The 11,911-nt window shown below is 68.4% G+C and carries 9 protein-coding genes; 5 read left to right on the top strand and 4 right to left on the bottom strand.

Annotated elements, in window-relative coordinates; genetic code table 11:
- Nucleotides 1-11: 11 nt before the first annotated feature.
- Together ACE026_RS00565 and ACE026_RS00570 are read left to right on the top strand one after the other, a co-directional pair.
- Nucleotides 12-1,109, top strand: coding sequence for a ribonuclease H-like domain-containing protein (locus tag ACE026_RS00565; RefSeq protein WP_486037088.1), 1,098 nt, complete (start codon nucleotides 12-14; stop codon nucleotides 1,107-1,109).
- 48 nt (nucleotides 1,110-1,157) lie between these two features.
- On the top strand, nucleotides 1,158-1,493 hold the full coding sequence (locus ACE026_RS00570) for an I78 family peptidase inhibitor (RefSeq protein WP_486037029.1): 336 nt from the start codon (nucleotides 1,158-1,160) through the stop codon (nucleotides 1,491-1,493).
- A gap of 5 nt (nucleotides 1,494-1,498) precedes the next feature.
- Here ACE026_RS00570 and ACE026_RS00575 read toward each other — a convergent pair whose 3' ends face one another.
- The 3 genes from ACE026_RS00575 to ACE026_RS00585 form a co-directional block, all read right to left on the bottom strand.
- Nucleotides 1,499-3,301, bottom strand: coding sequence for a M56 family metallopeptidase (locus ACE026_RS00575; protein WP_486037031.1), 1,803 nt, complete (start codon nucleotides 3,299-3,301; stop codon nucleotides 1,499-1,501).
- A gap of 15 nt (nucleotides 3,302-3,316) precedes the next feature.
- Complete coding sequence (locus ACE026_RS00580) at nucleotides 3,317-3,703, bottom strand: BlaI/MecI/CopY family transcriptional regulator (protein ID WP_486037033.1); 387 nt, start codon at nucleotides 3,701-3,703, stop codon at nucleotides 3,317-3,319.
- Between the two features lie 271 nt (nucleotides 3,704-3,974).
- Nucleotides 3,975-5,096, bottom strand: a complete 1,122-nt coding sequence (locus ACE026_RS00585) for an SDR family oxidoreductase (RefSeq protein ID WP_486037035.1) — start codon at nucleotides 5,094-5,096, stop codon at nucleotides 3,975-3,977.
- Nucleotides 5,097-5,270: 174 nt separating this feature from the next.
- On the opposite strand from ACE026_RS00585, the gene ACE026_RS00590 reads away from it, so the two are divergent.
- Nucleotides 5,271-5,612 (top strand): hypothetical protein, encoded by a 342-nt coding sequence (locus ACE026_RS00590; RefSeq protein ID WP_486037037.1) that lies wholly within the window; start codon nucleotides 5,271-5,273, stop codon nucleotides 5,610-5,612.
- Nucleotides 5,613-5,621: 9 nt separating this feature from the next.
- Here ACE026_RS00590 and ACE026_RS00595 read toward each other — a convergent pair whose 3' ends face one another.
- Nucleotides 5,622-6,695, bottom strand: a complete 1,074-nt coding sequence (locus ACE026_RS00595) for a DNA topoisomerase IB (protein ID WP_486037039.1) — start codon at nucleotides 6,693-6,695, stop codon at nucleotides 5,622-5,624.
- Between the two features lie 134 nt (nucleotides 6,696-6,829).
- On the opposite strand from ACE026_RS00595, the gene ACE026_RS00600 reads away from it, so the two are divergent.
- A complete protein-coding gene (locus tag ACE026_RS00600) occupies nucleotides 6,830-7,231 on the top strand; it encodes an I78 family peptidase inhibitor (RefSeq protein ID WP_486037040.1) in 402 nt (133 codons plus the stop codon).
- 166 nt (nucleotides 7,232-7,397) lie between these two features.
- Complete coding sequence (gltB, locus tag ACE026_RS00605; RefSeq protein ID WP_486037042.1) at nucleotides 7,398-11,852, top strand: glutamate synthase large subunit; 4,455 nt, start codon at nucleotides 7,398-7,400, stop codon at nucleotides 11,850-11,852.
- Nucleotides 11,853-11,911: the final 59 nt, after the last annotated feature.

The raw sequence follows: 11,911 nt of genomic DNA on the forward strand, positions 1-11,911 counted from the left end.
ACAAGCTGCGCCTGCTGCGCCGGCAGGCCGGTGATGCGACGGTGGCGCCTGCCCCTGCTCCGGCCATCGCCCCTGGGCGCGGATCCGCTGCCGCAGACACGGGCGCTCCCGGCGACACGGGCAGCGCTCCGCTTCCGGCCGCCGCCAACGATGCGCGTGCGCGTACGCCCGCACCGGCCTCCGTCTTCGGCTGGGTCGAGCAGGAGATCCGCCACAAGCCGACCGGCGCGGCCGCACGCGAGACCTCACCGGCAGTTCCCGCTGTTCCTGTTCCTGTTCCTGCGCCGGCGCCCGCGCTGCGCAAGCCCGAGATTGGTGGCCTGCGCCGTCTGCTCGGCCTGCGCGATCGCGGCCTCAACACCGCCACCCCGCGCGAGAATGCCAAGGATCGGCATGTGCCGGGTGAGGAAATCGCGCCGGGCCTGTTCCTGATCGAATCATTCGTTACCCAAGCCATTCCGACCGAACCGTTGTCGCTGGCCTTCGCCAAGCGCGACGGCGAGCAGGTGCAGCCGCAGGACCTGCTGTTCTTCGATACCGAAACCACCGGCCTGGCCGGCGGCACCGGCACCCGCGCTTTCATGATCGGTGCCGCGGACTGGCATACCCATCCCGAACGTGGCGACGGCCTGCGCATCCGCCAGCTGCTGATGACGACGATGGCCGCGGAAACCGCGATGCTGCGCGAGTTCGCCGGATGGCTGCAGCCAAGCACGGTGTTTTCCAGTTACAACGGGCGCTGCTACGACGCCCCGCTGCTCAAGACGCGCTATCGGCTGGCCCGGCAGCGCTGCCCGATCACGCCACTGGATCACGTCGATCTGCTGTTCCCGACACGCCGCCGCTATCGCGGCACCTGGGAAAACTGCCGGCTGGCCACGATCGAACGCCAGCTGCTGCAGATCGTGCGCGAAGACGATCTGCCCGGCTCTGAAGCCCCGGCTGCGTGGCTGAATTATCTGCGGGGTGGCAGTGCGGTGAACCTGCGCCGGGTGGCCGAGCACAACCACCAGGACGTGGTGACCCTGGCGCTGCTGATGCGGCGGCTGGTGGCTGAAGAACAGCGCGACCGGGAGACCTTGGCGCTGCAGGCCATTGACGCGGTGTAAAGGCCGGCCCACGGACACTGCAGCCACTTACCGTGGGAGGACCACCACATGCGTCTGAACCTTCTGTTCGCCTTGGGCTGTGCGCTGCCGCTGGCCGCCTGCAGCACTCCGGCCAAGACCGCCGCGACGCCGCCTGACAGCCCGACCTCGACCGCCCCACCTGCGGTGGCTGGCAGTGGCGGCCAGTGCGATCCAGAAAAACTCACCGCCCTGACCGGGCAGACCGCCACCGAGGCGGTCATCCAGAAGGCGGTGAAGGACAGCGGTGCCCGCCATGCGCGCGTGCTCAAGCCGGGCATGGCGATGACCATGGATTACCGCGAAGACCGCCTCAGCATCGAAGTGGACGCGCAGAACAGGATCGTGCGCGCCAACTGCGGGTGAGTTGATCAGTCGCGCAGGCGCTGCGCCTTGCCACTGGCCAGCGCCTGATCGATCGCGGTGCGCACGTCGCGCACCGCACGCGCCGAGGCCACACTCTGCTGCTGCGCCAGGCGTGCCTGTTCCTTACCCAGTTCGGCCTGCTCACGCGCCACCAGCGTGATCTGCCGGGCATCCACCGCCCTGGCGGAGGCGGTACGTGCTTCACGTGCGGCCTGGCTGGCAGCCGACGCCGCTGCACGTGACTGGCGAGCCCCCTGGCGGGCCGCCCGGTCAGCTTCGACAGCAGCGTCCAAGCCGGCATCGCGGATAGCGCTGTTGACCACCGCGCTGACATCCACCGAGGCCATTGCATCGGCCGTGATCTGCATCGATGCCGCCGCGATCTGTTGCCCGATCACCGCTTGGCGGTTGCCCAGCTCGGCCTGTGCCGTTCCGAGCGCGGCCACTTCCGTCTGGGCGTGTCCCAGCGCCTTGAGCACCGCCGGATCGCGGATCAGATAGCGGTCCTGGCCACGGCGCACCCACAGCGCCGGTTGATCATTGCCGGCATCGCGTCGTGCCTGTTTCAGATCAGCGACGGCCGCATCGACGAAATTGCTCTCGCCGCCGATCAGCACGAACGCCTGCGCGGGTTGCCGGCTGATGTTGAGTTGACCGTGGGTGACGAAGGACATGCCGTCATCCAGGTCCTTCGGCGGTTCCGGCGCAAGGGGCGCGGCGGGCGGTTCCGGAGCAGGCAACGGTTCTGGTGCCGGCATTGGCGCGGGCGCGGGGACCGGCGCAGGTGCCGGCCGGGCCGCAGGTGCGGGCAGTGGTGTCGGCGGCGCAGCCACCAGACGCAACGGCGCAACGCCAATCACCACGAACAGCGCGGTGATCGCCAACGAGGCCACACGCGGCACGCTGCGGGTCTGCTGCAGCGTCAGCAGGCGACGCTTGAGGCTGCGCAGGTTCGGCGAGGCGCTGGCCACGCCGACGGCGGGACGAGGCGCCACCCCCAACTGCACCAGCAGACGACCGTAGTCATGGCGGCAGTGATCATGCCCGGCCACCACTGCACCATCGCAGGCCTCTTCGCGCGCCAACGCATATTCGCGGGCCGCCACGTGGACCAGCGGATGGAAGAAGAACAGATGCTGCGACAGCGCTGGCAGCAACCCCCACCACAGGTCACGGCGCTGCAGATGGATCAGTTCGTGGGTCAGCGCCATGTCCAGATCGTCCGCTGACATCGTCGGCAGCTCGCGGGCCGGCAGCAGCAGCACCGGCCGCCACGGGCCGATCAACTGAGGCGACCGGATCTGCGCGGAGAGTTTCAGCTGCGGTGAGCGCCGCAGGCCATGCGCTTCGGCGGCCAACTGCAGCGCCTGCTGCAGGCCGGCGTCGGTGCACTCGGTAGCGCTGCGCACCAGCGCGCGGCTGGCACGGTAGCCACGCAGGCTGTGCACCAGCATCAGCAGCACACCGGCGGCCCACAGGGCCAGCAGCAGCGAGGGCCAGGACCACGCCATCGTCGCCGTATCGACCGCGGCCGCCGCGTAGGCGACCGGCGCAGCCTGCACGGCAGCGTCGAACGCGGGCAGCGCCATCGCCCGTGCCGTCACTGCGGCCGGGGCCGGCAACACCGCCAGTTCCAGTGGGCTGCTCCAGAACAGGCCCAGCACCGCCTGCGCGGCCACCAGCCACCACAACCGGCAGCGGGTAGCGGCCGGCAACTGCGGCAGCAGCCGGCACACGCCCCATACCAGCGCCACCAGCACCGCACTCTGCACGCTGGTCCAGCCCAGCCGCATCAACAGCTCACTCATCATCGTGTCCATGGCTCAGCCCTCCCGCTTGCGTGACTGCAACTGTGCGACCAGCGCTTCCAGCTCGGCCAGTTCCTGATCGCTGACATCCACCTTGTGCGACATGAACGCCACGAATGGCGAGACCGAGCCCTGCAGCGTCTTCTCCACGAAGCTGGCCACGGCGCCCTGCACCACGCTGTCCTGGCCACTGGTGGTGGCATAGCGGTACACGCCGTCCACCTGCTTGCGGCTCAGGTACGACTTGGCGCGCAGGCGCTCCATCATGGTCAGCACGGTCGACCGCGCCAGCCCACGCTGCTCGCCGAAGCCGGCGGCGACCTCGCCCACACTCGGGCGCTCCTGTTCCGCGATGTACTGCAGCAGGGCCAGTTCCTGGTCCCCGATGGTCTTGCCGCGCATGGCGCACTCCCTATGACTACACGTGTCGCTACCGTGCCATTGACTACAGGTGTCGTCAAGTGCCGGAGGGTGCGTGCCGACGAACGGTCAGCCGCGGTCGGCCGCTGGCCATGCGCCTGCGGCTGCGTAGTCAATCTGCAGATGGGGATGGACGGGAGATGGACGCCGAAAGGCGGAGGGCCATGGCGGCATGCTCACGCCATCGGGCCTCGGTACGGATGGGGACCACCGAGGTGTTCCTCGGTGGTCCATCTCGGCAAGATGCCGTCTGTCAGCCGCGCGGCCCGCCCATCACCGGCAGGATCACGCCGCTGATGTAACTGGCGGTGATCGGCGAGGCGAGGAAGACGTAGGCCGGCGACAGTTCTTCCGGCTGTGCCGGACGGCCCATGTCGCTGTCCTGGCCAAACTCGGCCACATCCGGTGCCTTCTTGTCGGCCGGATTGAGCGGCGTCCAGACCGGGCCGGGCGCAACCGCATTGACCCTGATGCCGCGTGGCAGCAACTGGCTGGCCAGCGCCTTGGTGAAGGCGTGGATCGCGCCTTTGGTGGCCGAGTAGTCCACCAGCGATTTGCTGCCGAACAGGCCCGTCTCCGAGCCGGTATTGATGATGCTCGCGCCTTCGCCCAAGTGTGGCAGCACCGCGCGCGCCATCTGGATGTAGCCGCCGATGTTGGTCTGCAGGGTTTCCTGCAGGTGCTCGTCCTCGAGGTCTTCCAGACGATCGCAATGCAGCTGGAAGGCCGCGTTGTTGACCAGGATGTCGACCCCGCCGAAGGCCTTGACGACCTGCTTGACTGCCTTGTTGCAGAACGCCGGGTCGCGCACGTCGCCGGCGATCACCACGCAGCGACCGCCTTCTTTCTCGACGTGCTCGCGGGTGATCTTCGCGTCCTTCTTTTCATCCAGGTGCAGCACCGCTACATCCGCCCCTTCGCGGGCGAACAGCACCGCCACCGCGCGGCCGATGCCGGAGTCGGCACCGGTGATGATGGCGCGCTTGCCCTTGAGCTTGCCGCTGCCCTGATAGTCCGGTGCGAGGAAGCGCGGGGCCAGCTGCATCTCGTGTTCGTTGCCGGGTTTGGCCAGCTGTTCGGCCGGCATTTTCTCAGGCTGGCGACGCGTGCCCGCCTGGGTAGCCTTCTTGGTCTTGGACGCGGCGGCCTTCTTCGCCACACGCCCGTCCTTGGCTTTCTCCTGGTCCTGCAGACGGCGCTGGCGGGCCGCCACGCGCGCAGCGCGCGGATCGGTGGCGGCAGCCTTGCGGGTCGCGGTTTTGACGACCGGGGTACGGGTACGCGGTTCGGCCGCCGCAGCAGCCGCCTCCGCCGGACGCGGACGCTTGCGGGAGGTGGGGGTCTTGGTGGTCTTACGGGTTTTGGCCGTGGCCATGTTCGACTCCTGTTACCGGATCAGATGCGCGGGTCACACTGGAAAGCGCGCCCCCACTATGGTCACCCCGGCGGCCAGGGACGGTGAATGGAGCGTGCCCACACCGTGTAGAGATTCATGCGCCGCATACGGGCGCCGATGCACCCTGAGCGCAATTCCCATGGAGTGCGTCGCATGCTTCGTTACCTGTCCGCGGCTGTGGCCGTCCTTGCTCTTTCCGCCTGCAGCAGCACCCCCATCGCGCAGGTCCAGCCGATCGACGGCGTCATTTCCGGCCAATGCCATATCGACAAGGTGCGCGGCGCGACCGGACTGGCCGCGTCCGCGGCAACCGTCGAACGTGCCCGCGTGGACAGCGACAGCCTGGAAGTGATCGTGCTGCGCGGCCAGCGCCAGGAGAGCGGCCCGACCGCGAGCGGTGCGGCGCCGACCAGCGCCGGTGCGGAAAGCGGCGGCGAGCGGCTGACCATCGAAACCGGCAACACCAACAACATCACCGCCATCTACTGCGGCTGATCGGATGACTCACGCTGCCGCGCGCTTGGCCTTTGCCGAGGCGCGGCGGCGCGAAGCGGCCAGGAAGCGGAGCGTGGCCTGCTCCCACTGGCGATCCCCACGCAAACCCTCCAGCGTCGTCAGCCCGCCTTCGCGCCAGCCGTCGAACACGCACGGGTCGATGTAGGCTTTGCGGCACACGGCCGGCGTATTGCCCAGCAAGCGGGCCACGTCGCACACCACCTCACGCTGCAGCGCGGTCAACGCACGTTCGCTGGACGGATTTGGCAGGGCGGTGGCCGCCAGGTGGCGCAGGGCGGCCACGGTGCCCCCCCAGGTGCGGAAGTCCTTGGCGCTGAAATCCTCACCCATCGCATCGCGCAGGTACTCGTTGACCATGCCCGAGTCGACCGGCTGCACGGTGCCGTCGTCATCGCGGTACTGGAACAACGCCTGCCCGGGCAGCTGCTGGCAACGCCGGATCAGCTGCACCAGCCGGCGGTCGTCGACATCGATCTCCTGGGCCTGGCCCGATTTGCCGCGGAAGCGCATCTGCGCCCGGCCGCCCTTGAGCAGCGCCAGGTGGTGGTTGCGCAGCGTGGTCAGCCCGTAGGAGCGGTTCTCCCGTGCGTAGGCGGCGTTGCCCACGCGGACCAGCGTTTCGGACAGCAGCGCGACCACGATGGCGAGTACCTTGTCGCGCGGGAATCCGGACAGTTTGAGGTCGCGGCGCAGGCGGCGGCGCAGCTGCGGCAGCGCCTTGCCGAAGGCGATCACCCGGTCGAATTTGCCGTCGCCACGGACCCGCGCCCAATCGGCGTGGTAGCGGTACTGCTTGCGCCCGCGCGCATCCCGGCCGGTGGCCTGCAGATGGCCGTTGGGCAGTGCGCAGATCCACACATCGGTATAGGCCGGCGGGATCGCCAGCGCGCGGATCCGGGCCAAGGTGGCGGCATCGCGGACCGCCGCGCCATCGGCGTCACGGTAGGCAAAGCCCTTGCCGGCCTTGCGGCGGGCAATGCCCGGCAGTTCATCGCTGACATAGCGCAGGCCGGCCTGGCGGGCGGCGGCAACTTCGGGGGTGGCGGTGCGGCTCGGGCTCATGGAGGCGGCGCGTATCAGGGGAACGCAGTGTCGCCGGTGCCAGTGCGGCACCGCGTCAATAACGCAACACAAACACCTCACACCGCGCTTGGCGATATCCTCCAGCGTTTACTGGCTCGCTCTCTGGAGTACTGATGTCGTCCCTGTCGTTCCGCCGCGTGCGGCGTTCTTTCGGGCTGATTGCCCTGTTCCCCGCCCTGTTGGTCCTCGGTGCGTGCAGCGCTCCGCCCATGGACGAGCAGGAAGCGGTTGCCACCCATGCACAGAAGGCCGCCGAAGCAGCTGCCGCACCGACCGACGAGGCCGGCAAGGCGATGGAAGCACCGCCTGTGGGCAGCTGCGATGCCACCCAGGTGCAGAGCCTGGTCGGCCAGCCGTACACCGCCGAGCTCGGCAACCAGGCCCAGCAGGATGCCGGGGCGACCAGCCTGCGCGTGCTCAAGCCGAATGACATGACCACGATGGAGTTCATCGGCGAGCGTCTGAATGTTGAAGTGGATGCCAAGAACGTGGTCGCCGGCGTCCGCTGCGGCTGAACAGGCGGCGGGGAAACCCCTGAAACACAAGGGTTTGGTTGCGCCTGCAACCGTGTATTGCGGCGTTGCAGCAACTATGCTCTAGTCGAGTCATCCGGTGCCTCCAGATGCGCTCAACGGATTGAGCGGGGACGAGTGTCGCCGCTCACCCGACATTGAGGCAGAGATGGCCCCCCGCAACCGCCAAGGGCTTTACGACCCGCAAGATGAGCGAGATGCCTGTGGTTTCGGCATGGTCGCCCAACTCGACGACCAGCCGTCCCGACTGCTGGTCGATACCGCCATCGCCGCACTTTCGCGCATGACCCACCGCGGTGGCGTCGCCGCCGCCGGTGTCACCGGTGACGGCTGCGGCCTGTTGCTGCGCCGCCCCGACGTGTTCCTCAAGGCGCTTGCCGCCGAGGCGGGCCTCACGCTTGGCGCGCGCTTTGCCGCCGGCGTGGTGTTCCTGCCGCACGACACCGCTGCCGCACAGGCCTGTCGCGACACGCTGGAACACCAGCTGCGCGAGGCCGGCTGCCAGCCGGTCGGCTGGCGCGTGGTGCCGACCGATCCCAGCGTGTGCGGACAGCTCGCGCGCGACACCCTGCCGCACATCGAGCAGGTGTTCGTCGATGCCGGCGCCGCGCAGGACGAGGCCGCCTTCACCCTGGCCCTGTTCCTGGCCCGCCGCCGCAGCGAACAGCAGCTGCGCGAGCACGCCGATTACTACGTCACCACGCTCAGCCCGAATGCGATCAGCTACAAAGGCATGGTGCTGCCGGACAAGCTGAGCCGCTTCTACGTGGATCTGCAGCGCAACGATCTGGCCTCCAGCGCGATCGTGTTCCATCAGCGCTTCTCCACCAACACGCTGCCGCGCTGGCCGCTGGCGCACCCGTTCCGGATGCTCGCGCACAACGGCGAGATCAACACCATCGAGGGCAATCGTCGGTGGGCGCAGGCGCGCAGCAAGGTGTGGAAGACCCCGCGCTTCGACATCGGCGAATTCAATCCCGTCATCTCCATGCACGGCTCGGACTCGCAGAGCCTGGACAACATGCTCGAGCTGATGGTCAGCGCCGGCATGGAGCTGATCCAGGCGCTGCGCATCCTGGTGCCGCCGGCGACCCAGTCGCTGGAGTTCAAGGATCCGGACCTGGCCGCGTTCTACGAGTTCTACGGCCTCAACAGCGAGCCGTGGGACGGCCCGGCCGGGATCGTGGCCTGCGATGGGCGCTATGCCGCCTGCACGCTGGACCGCAACGGCCTGCGCCCGGCACGCTGGATGCTGACGTCCGACCGCCATTTCCTGGTCGCCTCCGAAGCCGGTGTGTGGGAAGTGCCGGCCGAGCGCGTGGTGCGCAAGGGCAAGCTCGGCCCGGGCGAGATGATGGCCATCGACCTCAAGCGTGGCGACCTGCTCGACTCGGACGCCATCGACCGCATCAACCGCGGCCGCGCGCCGTACAAGCAGTGGCTGCAGCAGGGCGTGACCTACCTGCAGACCGAGCTGATCGACCCCTCGCTGGTCGAGGAGCCCTTCGACGAGCGCACCCTGCGCAGCTACCACAAGCTGTTCCAGCTCAGCAGCGAGGAAGTGGAGCAGATCCTGCGCCCGCTGGCCGAGACCGAGCAGGAAGCCACCGGCTCGATGGGCGATGACACCCCGATGGCGGTGCTCAGCCAGCACAGCCGGCCGCTCTACGATTACTTCCGCCAGGCGTTCGCGCAGGTCACCAACCCGCCGATCGATCCGCTGCGCGAAGACTGCGTCATGTCGCTGTCCACCCAGCTCGGCAAGGAGACCAACATCTTCCATGCCGGCGCGGAGACGGTGAATCACGTCATTCTCAATTCGCCGGTGCTCAGCCAGCGCAAGCTGCGCCAGCTGATCAAGATGGAGCAGTACGCCGACAAGAACCGGCTGATCGATCTGTCCTACAGCCTGGACGAAGGCCTGAAGGCCGGCATCGAGCGTATCTGCGCCGAAGCCGAAGCCGCTGCACGCGAAGGCATCGTCATGCTGCTGCTGAGCGACCGTTACCCGGTCGCCGACCGGCCGATGGTGCATGCGCTGCTGGCCACCAGTGCGGTGCATCACCACCTCTCCAACGCGGGGCTGCGCTGCGACGTCAACCTGATCCTGGAAACCGGCACCGCGCGCGATCCGCACCACATGGCCTGCCTGCTCGGCTTCGGTGCCACCGCGGTGTACCCGTACCTGGCCTACCAGACCCTGTTCGATCTGGGCCGGCGCGGCATCCTGCAGCTGAGCAAGGGCGGCGAGCAGTCGCAGATCGGCCGCCGCTACCGCAAGGGCATCTACAAGGGCCTGTCCAAGATCATCTCCAAGATGGGCATCTGTACCGTGGCCAGTTACCGCGGCGCGCAGCTGTTCGAGATCGTCGGGCTGGATGACGAAGTAGTCGACCTGTGCTTCCCGGACACCGCCTCGCGCGTGGCCGGGGTCGGCTTCGCGCGTCTGGACGATGAGGCACGCGAGCTCACCGTGCGCGCCTGGAACGACCTGCTGCGCCCCGATGTGGGCGGCGTGCTGAAGTACGTGCACGGCGGCGAATACCACATGTACAACCCGGACGTGGTCATGACCCTGCAGCGCGCCGCGCGCAGTGGCGATGCCGCGGACTGGCAGCGCTACTGCGAGGCCGTCCACGGCCGCCCGGTGTCGGCGCTGCGCGATCTGCTGCAGCTCAAGGCCGCGCCCAGCCCGACCCCGCTGGACGAGGTGGCCCCGGCCGAAGACCTGTTCCGCCGCTTCGATACCGCGGCGATCAGCCTCGGTGCGCTGTCACCCGAAGCGCACGAAGCACTGGCGATCGCGATGAACCGGCTCGGCGGCCGCAGCAACTCCGGCGAAGGCGGCGAAGACCCGGTGCGCTACGGCACCGAGAAGCGCAGCAAGATCAAGCAGGTGGCCTCGGGCCGCTTCGGTGTCACCGCCGAATACCTGGTCAATGCCGAAGTGCTGCAGATCAAGGTCGCGCAGGGCGCCAAGCCCGGCGAAGGCGGCCAGCTGCCCGGGCACAAGGTCAACGAACTGATCGCGCGGCTGCGCTACGCCAAGCCGGGCATCGGCCTGATCTCGCCGCCGCCGCACCATGACATCTACTCCATCGAAGATCTGGCCCAGCTGATCTACGACCTCAAGCAGGTCAACCCGAGCGCACTGGTCTCGGTGAAGCTGGTCAGCCATGCCGGTGTCGGCACCATCGCCGCGGGCGTGGTGAAGGCCGGTGCCGATCTGATCACTGTGTCCGGCCATGACGGCGGCACCGGTGCCAGCCCGGTCAGCTCGATCCGCTATGCGGGCGTGCCGTGGGAGCTGGGCGTGGCCGAATCGCACCAGGCACTGGTGGCCAACGACCTGCGCGGGCGCACCCTGCTGCAGACCGATGGCGGCCTGAAGACCGGCCTGGACGTGATCAAGGCCGCACTGCTGGGTGCGGACAGCTTCGGCTTCGGCACCGCGCCGATGATCGTGCTGGGCTGCAAGTACCTGCGCATCTGCCACCTCAACAACTGCGCCACCGGCGTGGCCACCCAGGACGAGCGCCTGCGCGCGCAGTACTTCACCGGTCTGCCCGAACGCGTGGAGAACTTCTTCCGGCTGCTGGCCGAAGAAGTGCGTGGCTGGTTGTCGTACCTGGGCGTGCGCTCGCTGGACGAGATCGTTGGCCGCACCGACCTGCTGCAGCAGCTGGAGGTCTCCCCGCGCCCGGGCGTCAAGGTGGATCTGTCGCGCCTGCTCAACCCGGCCGAATACGCCGGCAGCCACTGCGCCGCGCAGCGCCTGTACGAATCGCCGGACAGCCTGGCCACGCAGATGGACGGCCTGCTGGCCCCGGCGATCGCCGGCAAGCTCGGCGGCGAACACCGCTTCCTGATCCACAACACCGACCGCTCGATCGGCACCCGCCTGTCCGGCGAGATCGCGCGCACGCACGGCAACCAGGGCATGAGTGATGCACCGCTGACCCTGCGCTTCCGTGGCACGGCCGGGCAGAGCTTCGGCGCGTTCAACGTGGGCGGCCTGCAGCTGGAGGTCGAGGGCGAAGCCAACGACTACGTCGGCAAGGGCATGGCCGGCGGCCGGCTGGTCGTGCGCCCGCCGCGTGGCGCGCGCTTCGAGGCGCGCAACACCGCGATCATCGGCAACACCTGCCTGTACGGCGCCACCGGTGGCGAACTGTTCGCCGCGGGCCGTGCCGGCGAGCGCTTCGGCGTGCGCAACTCCGGCGCGCTGGCGGTGATCGAAGGCGCCGGTGATCACTGCTGCGAATACATGACCGACGGCATCGTGCTGGTGCTGGGCAAGGTCGGGCTCAACTTCGGCGCCGGCTTCACCGGCGGCCTGGCCTACGTGCTGGATATCGACCGTGATTTCGTGGACCGCTACAACCACGAGCTGATCGACATCCACCGCATCTCGGCCGAGGGCTTCGAGAATCATCGCCAGCACCTGCATACGCTGATCAGCCGCCACCGCGAACTGACCGGCAGCATCTGGGCGCAGCAGATCCTCGATGAGTTCCGCGATTACGTCGGCAAGTTCTGGCTGGTCAAACCCAAGGCCGCCAGCATCGAATCGCTGACCGACTCACTGCGCCGCGCTGCGTAAGCGCGGAGAAGCGCCGGTATCGACCGGGGCCTCGTGTTCCCACCGTTGTAGTGGCGGCC

Source organism: Stenotrophomonas sp. AGC87 (assembly GCF_057333975.1).